General features: G+C 70.4%; 22 protein-coding genes, 1 tRNA gene and 2 pseudogenes. 15 read left to right on the top strand and 10 right to left on the bottom strand.

Translation table 11 applies throughout. From position 1 onward, the window contains the following. Nucleotides 1–62: 62 nt before the first annotated feature. Both LB823_RS04345 and LB823_RS04340 read left to right on the top strand, forming a co-directional pair. The gene (locus LB823_RS04345; protein ID WP_224645542.1) at nucleotides 63–1,706 is read left to right on the top strand and encodes a DUF2207 domain-containing protein; all 1,644 of its coding nucleotides are present in this window, start codon (nucleotides 63–65) and stop codon (nucleotides 1,704–1,706) included. 33 nt (nucleotides 1,707–1,739) lie between these two features. Continuing rightward, nucleotides 1,740–3,358, top strand: a pseudogene (locus LB823_RS04340) (ABC-F family ATP-binding cassette domain-containing protein). A 76-nt stretch (nucleotides 3,359–3,434) separates the two neighbouring features. Here the strand turns inward: LB823_RS04340 and clpX are convergent. The 4 genes from clpX to tig form a co-directional block, all read right to left on the bottom strand. Next, nucleotides 3,435–4,712 carry an ATP-dependent Clp protease ATP-binding subunit ClpX gene (gene clpX, locus LB823_RS04335; RefSeq protein WP_224645541.1) on the bottom strand — a complete coding sequence of 426 codons (1,278 nt, stop codon included), beginning with the start codon at nucleotides 4,710–4,712 and terminating at the stop codon, nucleotides 3,435–3,437. Nucleotides 4,713–4,896: 184 nt separating this feature from the next. Further along, entirely contained in the window at nucleotides 4,897–5,562 is a 666-nt protein-coding gene (locus LB823_RS04330) for an ATP-dependent Clp protease proteolytic subunit (RefSeq protein ID WP_304941264.1), read from the bottom strand. A 15-nt stretch (nucleotides 5,563–5,577) separates the two neighbouring features. Beyond that, nucleotides 5,578–6,171, bottom strand: coding sequence for an ATP-dependent Clp protease proteolytic subunit (locus tag LB823_RS04325; RefSeq protein ID WP_224645540.1), 594 nt, complete (start codon nucleotides 6,169–6,171; stop codon nucleotides 5,578–5,580). Between the two features lie 135 nt (nucleotides 6,172–6,306). Beyond that, nucleotides 6,307–7,719 carry a trigger factor gene (gene tig, locus LB823_RS04320; RefSeq protein WP_224645539.1) on the bottom strand — a complete coding sequence of 471 codons (1,413 nt, stop codon included), beginning with the start codon at nucleotides 7,717–7,719 and terminating at the stop codon, nucleotides 6,307–6,309. 181 nt (nucleotides 7,720–7,900) lie between these two features. Here tig and LB823_RS04315 point away from each other — a divergent pair, with 181 nt between their 5' ends. The 3 genes from LB823_RS04315 to LB823_RS04305 all read left to right on the top strand — a co-directional run bounded on the left by LB823_RS04315 (nucleotide 7,901) and on the right by LB823_RS04305 (nucleotide 9,755). Further along, nucleotides 7,901–8,284 carry a DUF1304 domain-containing protein gene (locus tag LB823_RS04315; RefSeq protein WP_224645538.1) on the top strand — a complete coding sequence of 128 codons (384 nt, stop codon included), beginning with the start codon at nucleotides 7,901–7,903 and terminating at the stop codon, nucleotides 8,282–8,284. 92 nt (nucleotides 8,285–8,376) lie between these two features. Then, complete coding sequence (gene speG / locus LB823_RS04310; RefSeq protein WP_374201270.1) at nucleotides 8,377–8,898, top strand: spermidine N1-acetyltransferase; 522 nt, start codon at nucleotides 8,377–8,379, stop codon at nucleotides 8,896–8,898. Nucleotides 8,899–8,999: 101 nt separating this feature from the next. Continuing rightward, nucleotides 9,000–9,755, top strand: coding sequence for a YoaK family protein (locus LB823_RS04305; protein WP_224645537.1), 756 nt, complete (start codon nucleotides 9,000–9,002; stop codon nucleotides 9,753–9,755). Here the strand turns inward: LB823_RS04305 and LB823_RS04300 are convergent. Continuing rightward, the gene (locus LB823_RS04300; protein WP_224645536.1) at nucleotides 9,715–10,239 is read right to left on the bottom strand and encodes a helix-turn-helix domain-containing protein; all 525 of its coding nucleotides are present in this window, start codon (nucleotides 10,237–10,239) and stop codon (nucleotides 9,715–9,717) included. The genes LB823_RS04305 and LB823_RS04300 overlap by 41 nt on opposite strands. 88 nt (nucleotides 10,240–10,327) lie before the next feature. Here LB823_RS04300 and LB823_RS04295 point away from each other — a divergent pair, with 88 nt between their 5' ends. The 8 genes and pseudogenes from LB823_RS04295 (at nucleotide 10,328) to LB823_RS23660 (ending at nucleotide 17,160) form a co-directional block, all read left to right on the top strand. Further along, nucleotides 10,328–11,029, top strand: a complete 702-nt coding sequence (locus tag LB823_RS04295) for an SDR family oxidoreductase (protein WP_224645535.1) — start codon at nucleotides 10,328–10,330, stop codon at nucleotides 11,027–11,029. Between the two features lie 31 nt (nucleotides 11,030–11,060). Then, nucleotides 11,061–11,486: a tautomerase family protein gene (locus LB823_RS04290; RefSeq protein WP_224645534.1), complete on the top strand. Its 426-nt coding sequence runs from the start codon at nucleotides 11,061–11,063 to the stop codon at nucleotides 11,484–11,486. A gap of 66 nt (nucleotides 11,487–11,552) precedes the next feature. Next, nucleotides 11,553–12,890: an MFS transporter gene (locus LB823_RS04285; protein WP_224645533.1), complete on the top strand. Its 1,338-nt coding sequence runs from the start codon at nucleotides 11,553–11,555 to the stop codon at nucleotides 12,888–12,890. 74 nt (nucleotides 12,891–12,964) lie between these two features. After that, nucleotides 12,965–14,242 carry an ATP-binding protein gene (locus tag LB823_RS04280; protein WP_224645532.1) on the top strand — a complete coding sequence of 426 codons (1,278 nt, stop codon included), beginning with the start codon at nucleotides 12,965–12,967 and terminating at the stop codon, nucleotides 14,240–14,242. A gap of 179 nt (nucleotides 14,243–14,421) precedes the next feature. Then, nucleotides 14,422–15,165, top strand: a pseudogene (locus LB823_RS04275) (uracil-DNA glycosylase); the annotation flags it as partial. A 30-nt stretch (nucleotides 15,166–15,195) separates the two neighbouring features. Next, complete coding sequence (locus LB823_RS04270; protein WP_224645545.1) at nucleotides 15,196–15,561, top strand: DUF488 domain-containing protein; 366 nt, start codon at nucleotides 15,196–15,198, stop codon at nucleotides 15,559–15,561. Nucleotides 15,562–15,619: 58 nt separating this feature from the next. Next, on the top strand, nucleotides 15,620–17,035 hold the full coding sequence (locus LB823_RS04265; protein WP_224645531.1) for an OFA family MFS transporter: 1,416 nt from the start codon (nucleotides 15,620–15,622) through the stop codon (nucleotides 17,033–17,035). After that, nucleotides 17,032–17,160 carry a hypothetical protein gene (locus tag LB823_RS23660; protein ID WP_255602921.1) on the top strand — a complete coding sequence of 43 codons (129 nt, stop codon included), beginning with the start codon at nucleotides 17,032–17,034 and terminating at the stop codon, nucleotides 17,158–17,160. Before LB823_RS04265 ends, LB823_RS23660 begins: the two co-directional genes overlap by 4 nt. Nucleotides 17,161–17,174: 14 nt before the next feature. Here the strand turns inward: LB823_RS23660 and LB823_RS04260 are convergent, their stop codons facing one another. The 3 genes from LB823_RS04260 to LB823_RS04250 are packed head-to-tail and all read right to left on the bottom strand — an operon-like array spanning nucleotide 17,175 to nucleotide 18,750. Then, nucleotides 17,175–17,498, bottom strand: coding sequence for a hypothetical protein (locus tag LB823_RS04260; RefSeq protein WP_224645530.1), 324 nt, complete (start codon nucleotides 17,496–17,498; stop codon nucleotides 17,175–17,177). Nucleotides 17,499–17,517: 19 nt separating this feature from the next. Next, on the bottom strand, nucleotides 17,518–18,183 hold the full coding sequence (locus tag LB823_RS04255; RefSeq protein ID WP_224645529.1) for a DUF1361 domain-containing protein: 666 nt from the start codon (nucleotides 18,181–18,183) through the stop codon (nucleotides 17,518–17,520). Nucleotides 18,184–18,213: 30 nt separating this feature from the next. Beyond that, nucleotides 18,214–18,750 (bottom strand): GNAT family N-acetyltransferase, encoded by a 537-nt coding sequence (locus tag LB823_RS04250; protein WP_224645528.1) that lies wholly within the window; start codon nucleotides 18,748–18,750, stop codon nucleotides 18,214–18,216. Between the two features lie 253 nt (nucleotides 18,751–19,003). On the opposite strand from LB823_RS04250, the gene LB823_RS04245 reads away from it, so the two are divergent. Further along, nucleotides 19,004–19,077, top strand: a tRNA-Pro gene (locus LB823_RS04245). A 55-nt stretch (nucleotides 19,078–19,132) separates the two neighbouring features. On the opposite strand, the gene LB823_RS04240 is transcribed toward LB823_RS04245, so the two are convergent. Continuing rightward, on the bottom strand, nucleotides 19,133–19,450 hold the full coding sequence (locus tag LB823_RS04240; RefSeq protein ID WP_224645527.1) for a hypothetical protein: 318 nt from the start codon (nucleotides 19,448–19,450) through the stop codon (nucleotides 19,133–19,135). Nucleotides 19,451–19,816: 366 nt separating this feature from the next. On the opposite strand from LB823_RS04240, the gene LB823_RS04235 reads away from it, so the two are divergent. Then, on the top strand, nucleotides 19,817–21,205 hold the full coding sequence (locus LB823_RS04235; protein WP_224645526.1) for a protein kinase: 1,389 nt from the start codon (nucleotides 19,817–19,819) through the stop codon (nucleotides 21,203–21,205). Here the strand turns inward: LB823_RS04235 and LB823_RS04230 are convergent. Continuing rightward, a complete protein-coding gene (locus LB823_RS04230; RefSeq protein WP_224645525.1) occupies nucleotides 21,194–22,378 on the bottom strand; it encodes a benzoate/H(+) symporter BenE family transporter in 1,185 nt (394 codons plus the stop codon). The genes LB823_RS04235 and LB823_RS04230 overlap by 12 nt on opposite strands. Between the last annotated feature and the right edge of the window lie 14 nt (nucleotides 22,379–22,392).

Genomic DNA, 22,392 nt, shown 5'->3' with positions numbered 1-22,392 from the left:
CCTGTGGATTCCCCACGCCGGTCCCCCTCTCCACCCCCTGGTTTCGGTTACTGTACCGAGACATGTGGGAGGACAGGGGAAAGGCGGCTCGACCGCTGGCGCGGGCCCTGGCGGCAGCGGCGACGGTGGCGCTCGTGATGCTGCTCGGGGCGGCACCGGCGAGCCCCGCGCCGGACGGGATCACCGTCGACGTGGCTCTGGACCTCCGCGAGGACGGGGCCCTCGTCGTGAGCACCGTCATCACCGCGCCGACCGGGCGGGCGGTCGCCCAGCGGCTCCCGCTGGACGTCCCCGTCGAGGGCGACCGCACCCAGCACTACACCGTCGCTGATGTGAAGGCCGAGAACGGGACCGCCACCGTCGCCGACGGTGCGCTGCAGGTCTCCGCTCCCGGAGGCACCACGAAGGTCGGCTACACCGTGCGGGGCTCCGTGGAGAACGGCCCCGAACTGCAGCAACTCACCTGGCCTCTCGCGGCCGGGTACGCCGCCGACATCACGACGCTCACGGCGAGCTTCGTCTCCCCCAGCCCGAAGCCCGATTCGCCGCTCTGCGGCATCGGACGCACCGGGGAGCGCCGCCTGTGCACGCTCACCGAGACGGCCGCCACGGGCCGGGTCACCATGCAGCAGAACGGACTCGCGAAGGGACGCGTGGCCGTGTTCACGGTGCTGCTCCCGGCGGGCACCGTCGCCGCGGACGCGCGGTTCACGGGCGCGTCCGCGCCGCCGGCCGAACGCAGCGCGCCCGCGCTCATCGCGCTGTCGGTGGCCACCGTGCTCGCGCTGGCGGTCGCGGGCTTCGCGTTCCTGCGGCGGCGGGCCGACGACGCGGCCACCGGCTCCGTCGGACCGACCGCCGACCTGCTGGTCACCACCGGCTCGGTCGTCGCGAACGGAGGGACCGCGGCCGTCGCCTTCGCCTCGCCCGACGGGGTGCTCCCCGGCCAGGTCGGGGCCCTGCTCGACGGGCGCGTGCACGCCTCCGACGTCGGGGCGACGGTGCTCGACCTCGCCGTGCGCGGCTACCTGTGGATCGCCGAGCTCCCCGGCGGCGACTTCCAGATCTCGCGCCGGACCCCGCTCGACGGCGACGTCACCCCGGCGGAGCGCGCCGTCGTCGACGCGATCCTGCCCGACGGTGCCGAGTCCACCACGACCGGCGAGCTGGCGGGCGGCGCGCGCCGCGTCGAGCTGGCCGCGGCCCGCGGCGCGGTGCGGGAATCGGTCACCGCGCGCGGCTGGCTCCGCGGCGCCGGCCGGGCACGACGGACCGCGCCGGCTTTCGCCGTCGCCGGGGTGGGCGCGATCGCAGCGTTGATCTGCGCCTTCGCCGGGTTGACGGTGCTGTACGCCGTCGCGGTCATGATCGTCGGGCTGGGCCTGGCGGTGGCGGCGCTCCTCCTGCCGGACCGCACCGTCGCGGGCAGCCGGCTCGCTGCGGGCGTCGGCGGGATGCGCCAGTACCTGGTCGCCACCAACGTCGGCGCGCTGCCGCCGGCCGAGCGGGCGCTGCTCTTCGAGCGGGCACTGCCGTACGCGCACGCCTTCGGCGACCTGCGCGGATGGGTCGGGACCTGGGGCGGCACCGTCACCGCTCCCCTCGATTGGTACCGGTCCGCGCACGGCCCCGTCGCCGGCCTGACCGCGCTCGGCGCCGTCCTCGACGGCGTGGCGGCCCAGTCGGCCGCGGCGGAAAACAGGTAGCGCCCCTGCCCGTCCCCCCGCAGGATAGGACGAATGGGACATCTCGAGGCGACACACGTGGAGTACTTCCTGCCCGACGGGCGGGCGCTCCTCGGCGACGTCTCGTTCCGGATCGGCGACGGCGCGGTGGCCGCGCTCGTCGGCCGCAACGGCGCCGGCAAGACCACCCTGCTGCGGTTGCTCGCGGGCGAGCTGGAGCCGCACGGCGGCACCGTGACCTCCAGCGGCGGCGTCGGGGTGATGCCGCAGTTCATCGGCTCGGTGCGCGACGACCGGACGGTGCGCGACCTGCTGCTGTCGGTGGCCGCGCCGCGCTTGCAGTCCGCCGCGCAGGTGCTGGACGCGGTCGAGCTGACGCTGATGGACGACGACGGCGATGCCAATCAGATCCGCTACGCCACGGCGCTCGCCGAATGGGCGACGCGGGCGGTTACGCCGCCGAGACGCTGTGGGACGCGTGCACCGTCGCCGCACTGGGCGTCCCCTACGACCGGGCGCAGTGGCGCGGCCTGACCTCGCTGTCCGGCGGTGAACAGAAGCGGCTGGCGCTGGAGGCACTGCTGCGCGGCGACGCCGAGGTCCTACTCCTCGACGAGCCGGACAACTACCTCGACGTGCCCGGCAAGGAGTGGCTCGAGGAGCAGCTGCGGCAGACGCCGAAGACGGTGCTCTTCGTCAGCCACGACAGGGAGCTGCTCTCCCGCGCGGCCACGCGGATCGTCGCCGTGGAGCCCGCGCCCGGCGGCTCGGACACGTGGGTGCACGGCGGTGGCTTCGCGACCTTCCATCGGGCGCGCGACGAGCGCTTCGCGCGGTTCGACGAGCTCCGCCGGCGCTGGGACGAGCGGCACCAGCAACTCAAGAAGCTGGTGCTGACCCTACGCGAGCAGGCGAAGTTCAACGACGGGATGGCGTCGCGGTACCAGGCGGCGCAGACCCGACTGCGCCGGTTCGAGGAGGCCGGTCCCCCGCCCGAGCCGCCCCGGCGGCAGGAGATCACCATGCGGCTGCGCGGCGGCCGCACCGGCGTGCGGGCCGTCACGGCGAAGAACCTGGAGCTCACGGGCCTGATGCAGCCCTTCGACCTCGAGGTCTTCTACGGCGAGCGGGTCGCGGTGCTGGGCTCGAACGGTTCCGGGAAGTCGCACTTCCTGCGGCTGCTCGCGGGCGAGGAGGTGGCGCACACCGGCGACGCGACGCTCGGCGCCCGCGTCGTGCCGGGGCACTTCGCCCAGACGCACGCGCACCCGGAACTGCAGGGCCGCACGCTCGTCGAGATCCTCCGGCACGAGCATGCGGCGGACCTCGGCCGGTCGATGCCGGCGCTGCGCCGGTACGAGCTGCAGGGGCAGGCCGACCAGCGCTTCGAGAGCCTGTCGGGCGGCCAGCAGGCACGCTTCCAGGTGCTGCTCCTGGAGTTCGCCGGGAGCACCGCCCTGCTGCTCGACGAGCCGACGGACAACCTGGACCTGGAGAGTGCCGAGGCGCTGCAGGACGCGCTGGAGGCGTACGACGGCACGGTCTTGGCGGTGACGCACGACCGGTGGTTCGCGCGCTCCTTCGACCGGTTCCTGGTCTTCGGCTCCGACGGTGCCGTGCGCGAGGCCCCGGAGCCCGTCTGGCACGAGACGCGGGTGCAGCGCGCCCGGTGACCCCTGCGCCGCCATCGGCGATCGGAAACGACTGCGCCCCCGGCCGATTCGGCCGGGGGCGCAGTCGACGCGCGGGTTACGCGCTCTTCTCGCGACGCTCGTCGCGCGAACGCTTGCGGGGCACGATGGTCGGCAGCACGTTGTCGCGCACCGTCTCCCCCGTGACGACGACCTTAGCCACGTCGTCGCGCGACGGGATGTCGAACATGACGGGGTTGAGGACCTCTTCCATGATGGCGCGCAGGCCGCGGGCACCCGTGCCGCGGTGGATGGCCTGGTCGGCGATGGCGCCGAGGGCGTCCTCGTCGAACTCGAGCTCCACGCCGTCCATCTCGAAGAGGCGCTGGTACTGCTTGACGAGCGCGTTCTTCGGCTCCGACAGGATCGAGACCAGCGACTCCTTGTCGAGGTTCGAGACGGAGGCGATGACGGGCAGGCGGCCGATGAACTCGGGGATCAGGCCGAACTTGATGAGGTCCTCGGGCAGCACGTCGGCGAAGTGATCGACGGTGTCGACCTCCGCCTTGGTGCGCACCTCGTTGCCGAAGCCGAGGCCGCGCTTGCCGATCCGGTCGCCCACGACCTTCTCCAGTCCGGCGAAGGCGCCGGCCACGATGAACAGGACGTTCGTCGTGTCGATCTGGATGAACTCCTGGTGCGGGTGCTTGCGGCCGCCCTGCGGCGGGACGCTGGCCTGCGTGCCCTCGAGGATCTTCAGCAGGGCCTGCTGCACGCCCTCGCCGGAGACGTCGCGGGTGATCGACGGGTTCTCGCTCTTGCGGGCGATCTTGTCGACCTCGTCGATGTAGATGATGCCGGTCTCGGCGCGCTTGACGTCGTAGTCGGCGGCCTGGATCAGCTTGAGGAGGATGTTCTCGACGTCCTCGCCCACGTAGCCGGCCTCGGTGAGCGCCGTCGCGTCGGCGATGGCGAAGGGCACGTTGAGCATCTTCGCCAGGGTCTGCGCGAGGTAGGTCTTGCCGCAGCCGGTGGGGCCGAGCATGAGGATGTTGGACTTCGCCAGCTCCACGGCCTCGCCGCGCGCGTCCTTGCGCTCGCCGGCCTGGATGCGCTTGTAGTGGTTGTAGACGGCCACGGCGAGGTTCCGCTTGGCGGAGTCCTGGCCGATGACGTAGTTGTCCAGGAAGTCGCGGATCTCGACGGGCTTGGGCAGCTCGTCCAGCTTCACGTCACTGGTCTCGGCCAGTTCCTCTTCGATGATCTCGTTGCACAGGTCGATGCACTCATCGCAGATGTACACGCCGGGACCCGCGATCAGCTTCTTGACCTGCTTCTGGCTCTTTCCGCAGAAAGAGCATTTCAACAGGTCTGCGCCGTCCCCGATCCGTGCCATGCCCTGTGCCTACTTCCCTTGCCGATGACTCGCCTGCCGCGTTGCTCAGCAGGTGGGGTCTGTTGTCGACGGTACCCGCGAACTTCCGTCCCGGCGACCGATATGAATAGCTTGCTAGAGGTGGCACCGGGGGCCGCGGAACCCGCTCACGCGGCGTGTCGCGACCCCCGGTGTCCTGCTGGAACTACTTCGCGGACGCCTTGCGGTACGGGAACACCGTGTCGACGATGCCGTACTCCTTGGCCTGGTCGGCCGTGAGGATGTTGTCGCGGTCCGTGTCCTTGCGGATCGTCTCGACGGTCTGGCCCGTGTGGCCCGCCAGGATCTCGTCGAGGCGGTTACGCGCGCGCTCCATCTCCGCGGCCTGGATCTCCAGGTCGGAGACCTGGCCGCGCATCGAACCGCCCGTGCGGGGCTGGTGGATGAGCACCGTCGAGTTGGGGAGCGCGGCGCGCTTGCCCGGGGTGCCGCCGGCGAGCAGGATCGCCGCGGCCGAGGCCGCGGTGCCCAGCACCACCGTCGCCACGTCGCAGTGGACGTACTGCATCGTGTCGTAGATGCCGAGGGCGTCGTAGAGGCTGCCGCCGGGCGAGTTGATGTAGATCGTGATGTCGCGGTCCGGGTCCTGCGACTCGAGCACCAGGATCTGGGCCATCACGTCGTTCGCCGAGACCTCGTCGATCTGGTTCTTGAGGAAGATGATGCGCTCGTCGAACAGCTTCGAGTACGGGTTGGTGACGCGCTCGTTGCCGTTCGCCGCGCGCTCGATGAACGACGGGACGTCGTAGCGGCCGGTGGCGGGGACGTGCAGGCCCTGGGCCGACATCGTGGTGGGGTAACCCTCAGTCATGGAAGTGTCCTCTCGCTACTTGACGGAGCTCGCGCGGCTGACGACGTGGTCGACGAAGCCGTAGTCGCGGGCCTCCTCGGCCGTGAACCACTTGTCGCGGTCGGCGTCGGACTCGATCCGCTCGATCGGCTGGCCGGTGAACTGGGCGTTGAGCCGGTTCATCTCCACCTTGGTCTTGCGGAACAGCTCCGCCTGGATGGCGATGTCGGAGGCGGTGCCGCCGATGCCGGCGGACGGCTGGTGCATCATGATCCGCGCGTGCGGGAGCGCGTAGCGCTTGCCCTTGGCGCCCGCGGCGAGCAGGAACTCACCCATCGAGGCGGCCATGCCCATCGCGTAGGTCGCGACGTCGCACTCCACGAACTCCATGGTGTCGAAGATCGCCATGCCGGCGGAGATGCTGCCGCCGGGCGAGTTGATGTAGAGGTTGATGTCCTTGGTCGGATCCTCCGCGGACAGCAGCAGCATCTGTGCGCAGAGCTGGTTCGCGATGTCGTCGTTCACCTCGCTGCCGAGGAAGATGATCCGCGACTCCAGGAGGCGGCTGTACACCGAATCGTTGAGGTTCAGGCCGGCAATTCCGGCCCGCATGGTGGGGTTGGAGTTCATCCGCTGCTCCCTGCCTTTCTTTCTGACATCGACAGTAACGAACGGAACCGACCGAACCGTCCCCCGGCACGCTCGGCTCCGCTGAGGGCAGAAACGCCCCGCAGCCGGATCGGCTGCGGGGCGCTCCGCGGGGTTCTACTTCTCGTCGGCCTCGGCGGTGATCTCCTCGGCCTCGGCGACCACGTCCTCCTCGGAGGCGGCCTCCTCCGCGAGCGCCTCGCCGGCGTCCTCGCGGTCGAACAGCTCCTTGGTGTCGACGACGTTGCCGTCGGCGTCCTTGACCGCGACCTCGAGGACCACGTCCGCGAGGCCCTTGCCGCGACGGACCTCCTGGAAGAGGGCGGGCAGCTGGCCGGCCTGCTGGATCTGCTGGATGAACTCGGCGGGCTGCATGCCGTAGCGCTGCGACTGGAACAGGATGTGCTCCTGCAGCTCCTGCTGGTCGACCTGCACGTCCTGCGCGTCGGCGATCGCGTCGAGGAGCAGCTGCACCTTGACCTGCTTCTCGGCGGACTCGCGGGCCTGGGTATCGAACTCCTCGCGGGTGGTGCCCTGCGCCTTGAGCGCGGTCTCGAGGAGCTCCTCGTTGTGGCCCACCTGGTGCAGCACGTCGTGCACGTTGGCGTCGGCCTGCTCCTTGACGACGGCCTCGGGCAGCGGCACCTCGACGGCCTCGAGCAGCTTGTCGAGCACGGCGTCGCGGATGTCCGCGGCCTGGCCGAGCTTCTTGTTCTGCTCGACGCGCTGGCGCAGGTCGGCGCGCAGCTCGTCGACGGTGTCGAACTCGCTCGCGAGCTGGGCGAACTCGTCGTCCAGCTCGGGCAGCTCGCGCTCCTTGACGGAGTCGACGACGACGGTCACGTCCGCCTCCTGGCCCGCGAACTCGCCGGCGACGAGGGTGGTCGTGAACTCCTTGGATTCGCCCGACTTCAGGCCGACGACGGCCTCGTCGAGACCGTCGATGAGGTTGCCGGAGCCGACCTCGTGCGACAGGCCGGTGGTCTTGGCGTCCTCGACGTCCTTGCCGTCGACGGTCGCCGACAGGTCGATGGTGATGAAGTCACCGGTCTCGACGGCGCGGTCGACGCCCTTGAGGGTGCCGAAGCGGGCGCGCAGGCCCTCGATCTGCTCGTCGATGTCGGCATCGGTGACCTCGAGCGACGGGACCTCGACCTCGATGGACGAGTACTCGGGCAGCGTGATCTCGGGACGCACGTCGACCTCGGCGGTGAACGAGAAGGCCTCGCCGTACTCGAGCTTGTCGATGTCGATCTCGGGCTGGCCGAGGGCCTTGATCTCGGAGTCCAGGACGGCCTGGCTGTACTTGCCGGGCAGCGCGTCGTTGATCACCTGCGAGAGCACGGCGTCGCGGCCGACGCGCGCCTCGATCAGCTTCGCGGGGGCCTTGCCCTTGCGGAAGCCGGGGATGTTGACCTGGTCGGCGAGCGTCGCGTAGGCGCGCTCGAAATCGGGCGCGAGCTCGTCGAAGGGAACCTCGACGCTCAGGCGGACGCGAGTCGGGCTCAGCTGCTCGACGGTGCTCTTCACTCGTTCTCCTCGGGTTGGTATCAGCAGGAGGGCCGCCTGATGTGCGGTTTCCTGCGGGCAGCACGGGACCCCGTCGGGCCCACGGCACTCGGATCAGCGTACGCGACGGTGCCCGGCCCCTGACAGCCCGGGCGGGGGTGCCGAGGGCCCGGGCGGCCCGGCGATCGGCCATGATGAGCGCATGATCGTGGTCGGACTCGTCCTCGCCGCCGTTGCGGCGCTCGTGCACTGCTTCATCTTCTACCTGGAATCGATCGCGTGGACCTCGCCGCGGTCCCGCGCGACCTTCGGCACGACGCCGGAAACTGCGGAGATCACCCGCCCGCTCGCGTTCAATCAGGGCTTCTACAACCTCTTCCTCGCGATCGCCGTGTTCCTGGGGATCGCGCTCTTCGGCGCGCAGCGCGCCGTCGGCGCGACGCTGGTGCTCGTGGGCGTCGGCTCGATGCTCGCGGCGGCGCTCGTCCTCGCCCTGTCGGACCGGACCAAGCTCCGCGCCGCAGCCATCCAAGGGACGGCGCCATTCCTCGCCGTCCTGTTTCTCGGCATCGGCCTCGCCGCGTAGTCGCACCCGCGCGACGCCGAACGCCCCGTCGGACGCCGAGCGGCGGCCGGCGGTTCGGCACGACGCGGGCGGGATCGTTCTACCCTGAGGTGGTGGAACTGAAGCTGCGCGCCATGGAGCGCACGGACCTGCGGTTCGTGCACGGCCTGTTCAACGACCGGGCGGTGATGTCGTACTGGTTCGAGGAGCCCTTCGACGCGCTGGCCGAGCTCGAGGACATCTACGAGCGGCACATCCACGACGAGCGCGAGCGGCGTTTCATCATCGAGTACGACGGGCTGCCGGTGGGCCTGGTGGAATTGGTCGAGATCAACGTCATCCACCGCAACTGCGAGTTCCAGATCATCGTCGCCCCGTCCGCGCAGGGCAAGGGCTACGCGGCGCCGGCCACTCGGAAGGCGCTCGACTACGCGTTCCGGATCCTGAACCTGCACAAGGTGTATCTCTACGTGGATGTCGCCAACGAGAAGGCCGCGCACGTCTACGAGAAGCTGGGGTTCGCCGAGGAGGGGCTGCTCCGCGAGCAGTACTTCTCGAACGGCGAGTACCGGGACGCGCGGCTCATGGGCCTGTTCCAACGCGACTTCCTCGCAACGGACCTGCCGCCCGCCTGACCGCCGCCGTGCACACATTGTGATGTGCCTCCCACCGAGGTGCGAATGTGAATCGGTGCGGGCGCACGGCGAAGGATGCTTCCCGTCGGTAACCATGGGGAATGACCACCTCGACGGAGCAACAGCCCACGAAGCAGCCGCCCCGCCCGGTCGTCTCCCGGGACGCCGCGATCGGCCCCGACGCCCGCCTGTCCTGGCTCCTCGCCGGCATGGCCGGCATGGTCGGCGCGGTCGCCTTCCTGCACTCGGCGGGGTATTTCGTCACCTTCATGACGGGTAACACCGAACGCGCGGTGCTCACGTGGTTCAAGGCGTCCGACGCGCAGCAGATCCCGGGCGCGGGCGCACTCGCCGCGACGGCCCTCATCGTCGCCTTCGTGACCGGCGTGGTCGTCGCGTCGATCTGCCGCCGCTACTTCTGGCACAACCACCCGCACGGCCCGACGGTCCTGACCACCGCGGGACTCCTCATCGCCTCGGCGACGGACTTCGCCCTGGACGGCTTCGACGAGCCCGAAGTGCGTTTCGTACCCATCCTCATCATCACCTTCTCGCTGGGCGCGCTGAACACCTCGTTCACGAAGAACGGCGAGGTCTCGGTGCCCCTGTCGTACGTGACGGGCACGCTGGTCAAGCTCGGCCAGGGCATCGAGCGGCACGCGACGGGCAACGGCACCGTCTTCGACTGGCTCGGCTACGCGCTGGTCTACGTCGGCTTCGTCCTCGGAGCAGCCGTGGGCGGCGTCATCGGGTCCTTCGTCACCGGCCCGCAGGTGATCCTCGTGGCGGGCCTGTTGTGCGGCGCCATCACGCTGGTCACGTTCCTGCACTCGGATCGGCGGAAGTTGCTGGGCTGACGTCCGGCGCACCCCACCGATCCGGGTTCAGCCGGATCTCGATACCGTCCGCGGACACTTCCACCCCGCCGGCGGCGGGCCGGGTGCGCACCTGCTCTCCCGACTCCGCGTCCACGAAGACGAGGGGCGCACCGTCGGGCTGCAGGTGGGCGTCGCCGAACTGGATCAGCGCGAGGAAGACGGGCAGCAGATCCTGCCCCGCGGCGGTGAGCCGGTACTCGGCGCGGGCACGCGCCCCCGGCTCGCGGTATTCGGTCGCCGCGATGAGGCCCGCCGTGGCGAGCTGCTTGAGCGCGCGCGAGACCGCGGGCGCGGAGGTCTCCGTCCGGTTCACGAGATCGTCGAACCGCGTCGTGCCGTAGAGCAGTTCGCGGACGACGAGGAAGACCGTCTTCGTGCTGAGCAGGTCCAGCGTGCGCGCGGCCGAGCAGCCGTCGCCGATCGCCCACCTACCCCGGTCCCGCAGCCGCTCCTCGAACTCCATGCCCCGATCATAACTAACGCTTGCGTTAGTCAGGCGGCGATGCTTGAATCAAGCTGACTAACGTAGTCATTACTCAGAAGGAGTCGCCATGGTCGCCATCAAGGACGCCGTCGTCGTGGTCACGGGAGGCCGACGGGGCCTCGGGGCCGCACTGGTCGACGGTGCGCTGGCCCGCGGGGCGCGGAAGGTCTATGCGACCGGCCGCGGGCCGTTCACCGATCCCCGCCCCGAGGTCGTTCCGGTCGAGCTCGAGGTCCGTTCTGCCGAGTCCGCCGAGGCGCTCGCACGCCTCGCGTCCGACGCCGAGATCGTCTTCAACAACGCGGGGATCATGACGCCCACCCCGCTCGTCACCGGGGATCCGCGCGACATCGAGGCGATGTTCGACGTGAACGCCTTCGGGTTGCTGCGCGTGGCGCGGGCGTTCGCGCCCGTCCTCGCGGCGAACGGCGGAGGCGCCCTCGTCGACATGCACTCGGTGCTGTCGTGGCTCGCCGGCTCCGGCGGGTACGGCGCCTCCAAGGCCGCCGCGTGGTCGATCACCAACTCCCTGCGGGCCGAGCTGGCCGCCCAGAACACCCAGGTCGTCGGCGTGCACGCGGGCTTCATCGACACCGACATGGTGTCCGCGATCCCCCTGCCCAAGGCGACGCCCGCCGCGATCGCCGCGGCGATCCTCGACGGTGTCGAGGCCGGCGACGTCGAGGTCCTCGCCGACGAGATCACCGCCGCGACGAAGGCGGCGCTGTCGGGCCCCGTCGAGGCCCTCGCCTTCCCCACGCCCGCCTGACCCCACACCGCATCGAGACCGAGGAACCGTCATGCCGCTCTGGAACATCCACCACACCCCCGGCGTCTTCACCCCCTCCGAGAAGGAGGCCCTGGCCGCCGCGATCACCGATCAGTACGCGGCCATCGGCCTGCCCCGCTTCTACGTCGTCGTCCTGTTCCACGAGGTCGCGCGGGAGAACTTCTTCATCGGCGGCGTCAGCGCGCCGACCGCGGTGCGCATCTCCATCGACCACATCGCCCGGCACGCATCCGATTCGGCGAGCCGCACCCGGATCGCCGAGTGGGTCCGCGCGATGGTCGCCCCCTCGCTCGCGCGACACCCGGACCTGCAGTGGGAGTTCCACGTCGACGACACGAGCGAGGAGATGTGGATGATCAACGGCCTCGTGCCGCCACCCGCGCAGTCGGACGTGGAGCGGGGCTGGGCCGCGGCGAACCGGAGCTCCGCGTACTGACCCGATTGCGGTCACCGCGAGCACAACCGGTGACAGGTACCGCCGGCCGCGGATAGCTTCCGGTCGGTGAGTACCGCCACCGTCGACGACGCGCCCTCCCCGTCCGCCCCCGACCGCTCGCAGTTGCGGCGGGTGATCGCGGCGTCGCTGCTGGGCACCACGGTGGAGTGGTACGACTTCTTCCTCTACTCGACCGCCGCGTCGCTGGTGTTCAACAAGCTCTTCTTCCCCGACGCGAGCTCCTTCGTCGGCACCATGCTCAGCTTCGTGACCTTCGCCGTCGGCTTCGTCATGCGCCCCGTCGGCGGCCTCGTCTTCGGGCACATCGGCGACCGCATCGGCCGCCGGCAGACGCTCGCGCTGACGATGCTGCTGATGGGCGTCGCGACGGCTCTCATGGGCGCGCTGCCCACCGCCGGCCAGGTGGGCATCCTGGCGCCGATCCTGTTGCTGCTCCTGCGGATCGTGCAGGGCTTCGCCCTTGGCGGCGAGTGGGCGGGTGCGGTGCTGCTCGCCGTCGAGCACGCGCCCGAGGGTCGCAAGGGCCGCTTCGGCGCCGTCCCGCAGGTCGGCCTCGCGCTGGGCCTCGGGCTCGGAACGGCCGTCTTCGCCCTGCTGCAAACGGTTTTCGACGACGACCAGTTCCTCCGGTTCGGATGGCGCATCGCCTTCGCGGTCTCGATCGTGCTGGTGGTGATCGGCATCGTCGTCCGGCTGGCGGTCGACGAGACGCCCGCCTTCGTGGCGGCGCGCGCCACTCTCGACACCACCCGCACTCCCCTGCGCCAGCTGCTCGGCGATCCGGTGCTGCGCCGCAACACGATCGCGGGCTGCCTCGCGCGGTGGGCCGAGGGCAGCGCGTTCAACACGTGGGGCGTCTTCGCGATCACCTACGCCACGGCCACCCTCGCGATGAACAAGGTGGACGTTCTGCTCGCCGTCACCGTGGCCGCCCTGGTCATGGCGGTGGTCATCCCGTTCGCGGGCATGCTCGCGGACCGGATCGGGCCGGCGCGCGTGTACGGGACGGGCGTGCTGCTCTACGGGCTCGCCGTCTTCCCCGTGTTCGCACTGTTCGGCACGGCGTCGATCGTGTGGTTCACCGTCGGCCTGGTCATCGTCTTCGGCCTGATCCACGGCGTCTTCTACGCCGCGCAGGGCACGTTCTTCGCGAGCCTGTTCCCCACCGAGGTCCGGTACACAGGGCTGTCGGTCGTCTACCAGTTCTCGGGGATCTACGCCTCGGGCCTGACTCCCCTCATCCTCACCGCCCTCATCCACGGGGCCGACGGTGCGCCGTGGACGGCGGCGGGGTACCTGGTCGCGACCGCGCTCATCTCGCTCGCGGCGACGGTCTGGATCCGCAGGGTCGCGCAGCCCGCGGGTTCGACGCTCGACGCCTGACCACCTCCGGCACGGTGCGGGTGCGGCCGCAAAACCGCTGAGCATCGATCTGTGATGCATGCCACACTGCGTGCATGACGGCCCACATCCGCGAGTTCCACGACGACGACCTGGACACCATCGTCCGGCTCTGGGAAGCCGCCTACCACCGCGGAACGCCGCCGGTGTACTCCATGGCGGAGGTGATCGCCTCGTGCCAGCAGGACCACGCGATGGTCGCGACGGAGGGCGATCGCGTGGTGGCGGTCGCCGTCGGCCGTGCGGCGCACGCCCAGGGCTGGATCGTCTTCTTCGACGTCGCGCCCGATACCGATCCGGCCGTCGCGGGGCTCGTGCTCGACGCACTGGAACGACGCATGGCGCCGCTCGGGCTGGGCAAGCTGTCGGTGCTCACCGCGGGCGACGACGACGCCTCCGCCGCACTCTCGAAGAACGGCTTCGTCGTGCGCGATCCGGTCCGCTACCTGGAGCGGCCCATGCCCGTGCAGCGCCGAGAACTGGACCTGCTCAAGGAGGTCGGTGGACGACTGCTGCCGCGCCAGCTGTGGGACCGCGTGAGCGGGATGCGGCGGGAGAAGGAGATGCTCGAGCAGCGCCTCGTGACCCCGCTCGCCCGGCCCGACATGGCCGAGCGCTTCGGCGTCATGCCCCCGCACGCGGTGATGCTCTTCGGCCCGCCCGGGACCGGGAAGACCACCTTCGCGAAAGCCGTTGCCTCGCGCCTCGACTGGCCCTTCGTCGAGCTGTTCCCGTCCCGGCTCGCCGACTCCCCCGGCGGTCTCGCCGGGGCGCTGCGCTCCGCGTTCGAGGCGATCGCCTCCTTGGAGCACGCGGTGGTGTTCATCGACGAGGTCGAGGAGATCGCGTCGCATCGACGCGGCGATCCCCCGTCGCCCACGCAGGGCGTGACGAACGAGTTGCTCAAGCAGGTCGCCGAGTTCCGCGACCAGGAGGGGCGGCTGCTGGTGTGTGCCACCAACTTCGTGCGCGCCCTCGACGACGCCTTCCTGCGGCACGGGCGCTTCGACTACGTCATGCCGATCGGTCTGCCGGACGCGGACGCCCGCTCCGCCATCTGGGGCCGCTACATCCCCGACCACGTGGTCGGCACGGTGGACATCGCCGCACTCACTGCGGCCAGTGAGGGGATGACGCCCGCCGACATCGAGTACGCGGCCCGCCGGGCCTCGCAGGACGCCCTCGCGCGGGCGCTCGACGCGCCGGACGGCGCCCGCACCGAGGAGCTGAGCACCGACGACTACCTGGCCGCCCTGGGCGCCACCCGGGCCACCGTCTCCCCCGCCGTCGCGGCCGAGTTCTCCGAGGACATCGAGACCTACGCGCGCCTCTGACACCCGCGGACCGGCGCAACGAATTGGAACAAAGGAGCGCCGTCTGATACAGTTTCGAACAAGTTCGTGAGCGTGACTGTAAACCGCTCAGTGAAACAGAGGCCGGGGCGCGTTACAGGTGCCACCGGCCTCGCCCATATCCGGAGCAGGATGCTCCGCATCCCGCCTAGTCTTGGAGCATGTCCAGGCGAGCCCGCGTGACCGTGCCGGAGGCGGCACCGTCGGCGGCGAACGGCGCGCGGACGATCCCGGAACTCGAGACCCTGATCCGCACGTGCAGGGCATGCCCGCGCCTGGTCGCGTGGCGTGAGGAGGTCGCCCGCATCAAGCGCGCCGCGTTCGCCGACGAGGACTACTGGGGACGACCGGTGCCCGGATTCGGCCCCGTGGAGGCGCGCATCCTCATCGTCGGCCTCGCGCCCGCGGCGCACGGCGCGAACCGGACGGGCCGGATGTTCACCGGCGACCGCAGCGGCGACGTCCTCTTCGCCGCCCTGCACGCCGTCGGCCTGGCGAATCAGCCGCGGGCCGTGGCGATCGACGACGGGATGGAGCTGTTCGACGTTCGGATGAGCTCGCCCGTGCGCTGCGCGCCGCCGGAGAACAAGCCGACGCCGGCGGAGCGCCGTGCGTGCGCGCCCTTCCTCGCGCGCGAACTCGAGCTGCTCCCCCGCACCCGGGTGGCCGTGGTCCTCGGCGCGTTCGGCTGGCAGGCGCTGTTCTCCGTGCTCGCCGACGGCGGCTGGCGCATCCCGAGGCCGCGGCCCGCGTTCGGACACGGCGCCCGCGTGGACCTCGTCCATCCCGACGGTCGCACGCTCGCCGTCCTCGGCTGCTTCCACGTGAGCCAGCACAACACCTTCACCGGGCGGCTCACACCGTCCATGCTGGAGGATGTCCTCCATCGCGCGCGGACGATCGCGGGCGACGGTGTGGAGGAAGGGGCGACGGTGATGGTCCGGGTCAAGCGGGTGTACGAGGCGGAGGCGGCGGGCGACGGCGAGCGGATCCTCGTCGATCGGCTGTGGCCGCGCGGGATCAGCAAGGACCGCGCCGATCTGGCGCAGTGGTGCAAGGAGATCTCGCCGTCCACGGAGCTGCGGAAGTGGTACGAGCACGATCCGGCGAAGTACCCCGAGTTCGTCGAGCGGTACCGGGCCGAGCTCGCCGAACCCGAGGCGGCCGCGGCGTTCGAGGGGCTGCAGGCCCGGGTCGACGCAGGGCCGGTCACGCTGCTCACCGCCTCCAAGGCGGAGGGCATCAGCCACGCGCACGTGCTCGCCGCGCTCCTGACCGGGCGCGACCCGCTCGTACGTTGACGGACCTAACTTCTCCGACCGGCACCGTCGGGCATCGTCCGACTGCTAGCGTCGCGCCGTGGCCGCGTTGTCCTTCCTCGACCGAGAGCACTCCGTCGCACCGCTGAACTACAACCGGTGGTTGATCCCTCCGGCGGCGCTGGCGATCCACCTCTGCATCGGGCAGGTGTACGCGACGAGCGTCTACAAGGACGCGCTGGTCAAACACTTCGACACCAACAAGACGATGATCGGCATCGTCTTCTCCATCGCCATCGTCATGCTCGGCCTCTCGGCGGCGGTCTTCGGCACCTGGGTGGACCGGGTCGGGCCGCGGCGCACCATGTTCACGGCCGCGAGCTGCTGGGGCGCGGGCTTCCTCATCGCCGCGGCGGGCATCGCGACCGGCCAGCTCTGGCTCGTCTACCTCGGGTACGGCGTGGTCGGCGGCATCGGCCTGGGGCTGGGCTACATCTCGCCCGTGTCCACCCTGATGAAGTGGTTCCCCGACCGGCCCGGGCTCGCGACGGGCATGGCGATCATGGGCTTCGGCGGCGGCGCGATGGTCGCCTCGCCGATGTCGAAGGAACTCATGAAGTTCTACGGCGGCGCCGAGGCCGGCGGCAGCGCGGTGACCAAGCTGTTCATCACGCTCGGCATCGTCTACTTCGTGGTGATGATGATGGGAGTCTTCACCATTCGCGTTCCCGCGCCCGGCTACGTTCCCTCGGGCTTCGATCCCGCGACCGTCACCTCCAAGGCGATGGTGAGTGCCGGGAACGTCTCCGCGGCCAACGCGATCAAGACGCCGCAGTTCTGGCTGCTGTGGATCGTGCTGCTGTGCAACGTGACCGCGGGCATCGGCATCCTCGAGCAGGCCGCCGACATGATCCAGGACTTCTTCCGCGACGACACCGGCGTCTCCGCCGTCACCGCGACCGTCGCCGCCGGCTTCGTCGGGCTGCTGTCGGTCGCGAACATGGCGGGCCGGCTCGGCTGGTCGACGACGTCGGACTACATCGGCCGCAAGCCGACGTACATGGTCTACCTCGGCGGCGGAATCCTGCTGTACCTCGGGCTCGCGACCATCGGCGCCACGTCGACGGCGCTGTTCGTGCTGTTCTGCGCGGTGATCATCTCGTTCTACGGCGGCGGCTTCGCGACGGTGCCCGCCTATCTCCGCGATCTGTTCGGGACCTACCAGGTGGGCGCGATCCACGGCCGGCTCCTGACCGCGTGGTCGACGGCGGGCGTGCTCGGCCCGCTCATCGTCAACCGGGTGTTGGACTCGAAGAAGGATCGCGTTGACGGGGCCGGCAAGGCGATCCCGCTCGAGGCGGCCGACTACCACCTCGCGCTCTACATCATGGTCGGCGTGCTCGTGGTCGGCTTCCTCGCGAACCTCGCCATCCGCCCCGTCGCCCAACGGTGGCACGAGCAGGGCACCGTCGTCGATGCGGTCGACGCCGCGCACGCACCCAAGGAGACCCGATGACCGACACCGGATCCGATGGACGGCACCCCGTCCAATTGGTCGTGACGTGGACCTTGGTCACGATCCCGCTGCTGTACGGGCTGTACAACGCCGTCGACGCGGCGCTGCAACTCTTCCAGGGCTGAGGCGCGGCGACCGATCAGCGGCCGCGGCGGAAGAAGCCGCGCCGTGGGCGTCGGGGCTCCGGCGGGATGAGCGCCTCGCGGAAGCGATCCGCGAAGCCCGCGATGGCCCGCTGCTCGTCGTCGAGGAGATGACTGTTCCCGCTGGTCACCTCGACCGCGATCGGCGTCCCCGGCCCTACGCCGAGATCGTCCCAGCAGAGCGAGAGATTCTGCGCCAGCAGACGCCGCTCGCCCACGATGAGGTAGATCCTCGAGGCGTACCGGGAGCTCTCCCAGCTCAGACGAGCGGCGCGATCGGCATCGAGATAGCCGTGCGCGACGAAACGCTCCAGGTACACGGGACCGACGGTACGCCGCTCAGTCGCGTTCCGCCGCGTTCCCGGCCGGGGCCGAGACCGGCGGGGTGAGCGACCAGATGGTCAGGTACGCGAGCCCGAAGAACGCCGCCACTGCGACCGCGACGCCGGTGGACTGGACGTAGGAGAACGGGGAGGTCACCCAGTCGAGCGTCGCGATCACGACGGCGTCCGGCCGCGTCACCAGATCCCACGAGTTCCACCGCTGGAACCGGCCGATCACCACCCCGATCGCGCACAGCCCCACCGACAGCACGACGGCGAGCCACCCCCAGCGCGCGCCGAACTCCCGCTGCAGGCGGCGATGCACCAGGAGCATCGAGACGACGCCCAGCAGGATCCCCGTCCACGCGGCGAAGCCGTACTGCAGCACGTGCCGCCACATGTTCTCGTCGTCGCCGAGGTGGACGAGGTCGGTCACCAGGTACGGCGAGTTGGGCAGGAAGGCCAGCCAGCCGAGGCCGAGCGGCACGAGCGCCCACCGGCTGCGGACCGTCGCGAAGCCGACGGCGAAGACCATCGGGATCCACGCGAGGAAGAGGTTCCAAATGAGGAAGCGGCTGGGGTAGGTGAGCGGGGCCGAGGTGTCGGTGGTCCCGAGGACCACGGTGAGCGCCGTCGTGGCGAGCAGGGAGGCCAGCAGCAGCACGGCGCGCGTTCTCGTCATCAGATCAGTTTGCCAAAGCACTCGGAGTCGTTAACAAAGGTCAGGTCTGACCATCCGCGACTCGTGACACGACCACTCCTCGTCGACCTGGACGGCACCGTCGAGCTCGAACCGGTGCTTGCGGTAGAAGGCGAGCGCTCTGGCGTTGCCCGTCGCCAGCCACAGGTACGCCCCGCACTCCCCGATCACCGCGTCCAGGAGGTCCGCCGCCACTCCCGTGCCGTGGTCGCCCGGTAGGACGTTCAGGGACCAGAGCTGCGTGGTCGACGGTGCGCCCACGTCGCGCGCGGGACCGCCCGTCGCGAAACCGACGATCCTCCCCGTCGCCGTGTGCACGGCGCAGCGAGTACGGACGCCCTCCGATTCCTGACGATCCAGCCCGCCGATGATCCGTTGCCAGCGTTCCGTCCCGTCCGCCACGGTGAGGGCGTCGAGCTTCACGCGGTCCACCAGGCCGGGGTAGGTCGCCTTCCAGACGCGGACGTGCACGTCGGCGAGCGCTCGAGCGTCGCCGTCCTCGAGCCGCCGGATGAGGTAGCCGGCACCCGCGTCACTGCTCAGGACCATGCGGTGAACAGTAGTTCCGACTCACCCGCGCTGCCCGCCCCGCGGAAAAGCGATTGCCCGCTCCGCGGCAGCGACCGTACCGTCGGTGCCGACTCCGCCCAAGTCGCGTCTACCCGGTAAGGACGCGACCTACCCGCGATGGTGAGGGTGGCCGCCCGTTCGAGCCGGGCCGGAGCCGGAGGGCTCACATCGACGCGGGCGTAGTCGGGGTCCTCACCACGGGTACTCTCTTACCTGGTCGCGCGAGCGATCACGGGATGTGGCGCAGCTTGGTAGCGCATTCGCTTTGGGAGCGAAGGGTCGCAGGTTCAAATCCTGTCATCCCGACAGAACACAGGACCAGTCGCGAGGAAGCGTGAGTCCGACTGAAGGTCGCGGTCAATCAGCGCTCTCGTGTCCAACGATCAACATGCCATGCCCCATCCTCGAAAAGCAGGTCCACCCGGACATTCTCATGATTCACACCCGGACGAATATCTTTGTCGTAGTAGGCCACACTCTTGATGTAGCTGTCACCCCCGCGATTGAGGTCGACCGCAAATTTTCTGCTCGACAGGTTGGGCGCCATCCCGTCACGGAAGATCATGGCCTTGAGATACGCCTGCGCGTCAGCCTCACACCTTCCGCGCAACTCAGCCACCAGCGAGTCCGACAAGAATGATTGCGTTGACTGAGACCGCTCCAATGCGTTGACCAGCATGTCAACAGCAATCCGAGCCAAGGCCTTGTCTTCGTAGGGATTCCACTTCTCACGACTTCCACCTGGCACTGCATCTCCTGTACTTGTCGTCATTTTCGTTCCAGGCAACGCCGGGTGTGAGCCCTGGGCCCACGACGAGGTAGCCGATTCGTACGTGCACCCTAAGCCTGTCATCCCGACGGAGACCGTCCTGCCTCTGCCCGGCCCCCGGCAGTCTGTAACGATTCGACCGCCCCCGGCGATATGCCCGACGACCAGCCGTACCCCGTTCCGTCGTGCGCGGTGCCGTGCCGACGATGCGCGCCCGCTTCCACCGGTACCCCGCGCCGGAGTAACAACGACGATCCCGACACAGGAGGGACCAGCATGCGCTGCGGAACCGCACTCGCCGGCCGCTACGAACTCCTCCGGCTCATCGCCACCGGTGGCATGGGTCAGGTCTGGGAGGCGATGGACACGCGGCTCGACCGCCGCGTGGCCGTCAAGGTCCTCAAGGCCGAATTCTCCGAGGACCAGGAGTTCCTCGCCCGCTTCCGCAACGAGGCCCGCACCACCGCCGCCCTCAACCACCCCGGCATCGCCGGCGTCTACGACTACGGCGAAACCGCCGACCAGGCCGGCGGCGCACCCCTGGCCTACCTCGTCATGGAACTCGTCAACGGCGAACCCCTCAACGCCGTCCTCAGCCGCCTCGGGCACCTGAGCCAGGCCCAGGCCCTCGACCTGCTCGAGCAGACCGGCCGCGCCCTCCAGGTCGCCCACACCGCCGGCCTGGTGCACCGCGACGTCAAACCCGGCAACATCCTCATCACCCCCACCGGGCAGGTGAAGATCACCGACTTCGGCATCGCCAAGGCCGTCGACGCCGCACCCGTCACCAAGACCGGCATGGTCATGGGCACCGCCCAGTACATCTCCCCCGAGCAGGCCTCCGGCGAGGACGCCACCGCCGCCTCCGACGTCTACTCCCTCGGCGTCGTCGGCTACGAATGCCTCACGGGGCACCCGCCGTTCACCGCGCCGACCGCGGTCGCCCTGTGCGTCCAGCACATCCGGGAGGAGCCGCCGGCGCTGCCGGCGTGGGTGCCAGCAGGTGTCGACGACGTCATCATGCGCGCCCTCACGAAGGAGCCCCGGCGCCGCTTCGCCAGCGGAGGCGAACTGGCGGAGGCGATCACGAGGGCCCGGCTGTCCCCTACCCTCCGGTCCGGTCGCACCGCCGCGTACGCCCCGACGGTCCGCCGCACCGTCGGGCCGCGCACGGTCACGCGACCGGCGACGCCGCCACCCATCGGATCCACCGCGCCCACACAGCCCCATGCCCACGGCGCCACCGCCGGCCACCGCCGGAAGCGGTCGGTCGCCGTCGCGGGGGCGCTGGCGGTCGCCGCGATCGCCCTCGGGGGCGCGCTCGCCGTCAACGGCATGGGCGACGACGGTGCCGGGCCCACGGCGGGACCGACGGCCGACAACCCCGGCGCGATGACCACGGCGCGGGCGATGGCCGAGCGCCCGTCCGACCGGGCCGACCCCGCGCCGTTGACGCGACCGACGGACATCCCGCGGACCACGACGTCCACCGTCCCACGGCCCACCAGTACCTCGACGACGCCGACCAGCACCTCCACGACGCCGACGTCGACCACCACCACGACGCCGACCACGACAAGCACGACGACAACGACGCCGACGACCACGTCCTCGACCCCGACGACGACCTCGTCGTCGAAGCCACAAGCGGAGTCACGCGTCTAGCGACCGCCGGACTCCCAGCACCAGGTACACGACGATCCCGACGAGCAGCGCCCAGAAGGCGGAGCCGACGCCGGCCACCGTCGTGCCCGAGGCGGCGACGATGAACGTCACAGCGGCGGGCACGCGAGCCGATTCGTCGGCCATGGCACCGGCGCACGCGGCGGCGAAGGCGCCCACGAGCGCGACGCCGGCGACCGCCTGGATCACGCCTTCGGGCGCGGCCAACACCACGGCGGTCAGGCCCGTGCTCAGCACGCCGAGAACGAGATTCGCCGCGCCCGAGGAGACGCCGGCGATCCACCGTCGAGACGTGTCCGACCCCGCGTCGGGTCCCGCCGCGAGCGCCGCGCTGATCGCGGCGAGGTTGATCGCATGCCCGCCGAAGGGCGCCCCGACGACGCTGCCGACGCCGGTCACGGCGAGCGACGGCCGCCACGGTACCGAGTACCCGTAGCTCGCGAGCACCGCTGCGCCCGGGATGTTCTGCGAAGCCATGGTCACGATGTACAGCGGCAACACCACCCCGGTGAGCGCCTGCAGCGTGATCGAGGGGGTCGTCCACTCGACGTGCGGGACCAGCTCCGCGACGGCGGGGACGGCATCGTCGCGCACGAGGGCCACGGCGATCACGACGAGCGCGGCCACGAAGGCCAGCGGCACGGCCCACCGCGGGCGGAGCTTGAGCAGTACCAGCCACACCACCAGCACGGGCGCCACCGCCCACGGATGCTTCGCGAGCGACGTGACCGGCGCGATGCACAGCGGCAACAGCACGCCCGCCAGCATGGCCTGGGCGATGGGCGTCGGAATCTTCTGCACCCAGCGCGCGAGGGCCGGCCAGAGCCCGGTGAGTACGAACAGCACGCCGCAGATGACGAAGGCCCCCACCGCCGCCGGCCAGCCGCCCGCGACGGCGCCGGTGGTCGCGAGGAGGGCCGCGCCGGGCGTGGACCAGGCGCTGATGATCGGCATCCGGTACCGCCAGGAGAGCAGGGCGGACGCGGCGCCCATGGTCACCGTGACGGCCAGCAGGCCCGACGCCGCCTGGCCCGGGCTCGCGCCCATCGCGCGCAGGCCCGCGAGCACCACCGCGAAGGCGGAGGTGTACCCGACCAGGGCGGTCACGATGCCCGCGCCCACCGGCACCATCGTTCCGTTCTCAGAACGTTCCATGAACAGAACGTAGC

Origin of the sequence: Tsukamurella sp. M9C, assembly GCF_020169415.1 — a bacterium.
Classification (GTDB): Bacteria; Actinomycetota; Actinomycetes; order Mycobacteriales; family Mycobacteriaceae; genus Tsukamurella.
Note: the sequence above shows the minus strand (reverse complement) of the source record. Positions and strands in the feature narration are given on the sequence as shown.

Coding starts and splice junctions, on each gene's coding strand:
- LB823_RS04325 (WP_224645540.1), bottom strand. CDS start 6,171: ATGAACTCCAACCCCACCATGCGGGCCGGAATTGCCGGCCTGAACCTC.
- LB823_RS04300 (WP_224645536.1), bottom strand. CDS start 10,239: ATGGAGTTCGAGGAGCGGCTGCGGGACCGGGGTAGGTGGGCGATCGGC.
- clpX (WP_224645541.1), bottom strand. CDS start 4,712: ATGGCACGGATCGGGGACGGCGCAGACCTGTTGAAATGCTCTTTCTGC.
- LB823_RS04280 (WP_224645532.1), top strand. CDS start 12,965: ATGACGGCCCACATCCGCGAGTTCCACGACGACGACCTGGACACCATC.
- LB823_RS23660 (WP_255602921.1), top strand. CDS start 17,032: ATGACCGACACCGGATCCGATGGACGGCACCCCGTCCAATTGGTCGTG.
- LB823_RS04255 (WP_224645529.1), bottom strand. CDS start 18,183: ATGACGAGAACGCGCGCCGTGCTGCTGCTGGCCTCCCTGCTCGCCACG.
- LB823_RS04345 (WP_224645542.1), top strand. CDS start 63: ATGTGGGAGGACAGGGGAAAGGCGGCTCGACCGCTGGCGCGGGCCCTG.
- LB823_RS04230 (WP_224645525.1), bottom strand. CDS start 22,378: ATGGAACGTTCTGAGAACGGAACGATGGTGCCGGTGGGCGCGGGCATC.
- LB823_RS04250 (WP_224645528.1), bottom strand. CDS start 18,750: ATGGTCCTGAGCAGTGACGCGGGTGCCGGCTACCTCATCCGGCGGCTC.
- LB823_RS04290 (WP_224645534.1), top strand. CDS start 11,061: ATGCCGCTCTGGAACATCCACCACACCCCCGGCGTCTTCACCCCCTCC.
- LB823_RS04330 (WP_304941264.1), bottom strand. CDS start 5,562: ATGACTGAGGGTTACCCCACCACGATGTCGGCCCAGGGCCTGCACGTC.
- LB823_RS04240 (WP_224645527.1), bottom strand. CDS start 19,450: ATGCTGGTCAACGCATTGGAGCGGTCTCAGTCAACGCAATCATTCTTG.
- LB823_RS04235 (WP_224645526.1), top strand. CDS start 19,817: ATGCGCTGCGGAACCGCACTCGCCGGCCGCTACGAACTCCTCCGGCTC.
- LB823_RS04295 (WP_224645535.1), top strand. CDS start 10,328: ATGGTCGCCATCAAGGACGCCGTCGTCGTGGTCACGGGAGGCCGACGG.
- LB823_RS04315 (WP_224645538.1), top strand. CDS start 7,901: ATGATCGTGGTCGGACTCGTCCTCGCCGCCGTTGCGGCGCTCGTGCAC.
- LB823_RS04270 (WP_224645545.1), top strand. CDS start 15,196: ATGGTCCGGGTCAAGCGGGTGTACGAGGCGGAGGCGGCGGGCGACGGC.
- LB823_RS04305 (WP_224645537.1), top strand. CDS start 9,000: ATGACCACCTCGACGGAGCAACAGCCCACGAAGCAGCCGCCCCGCCCG.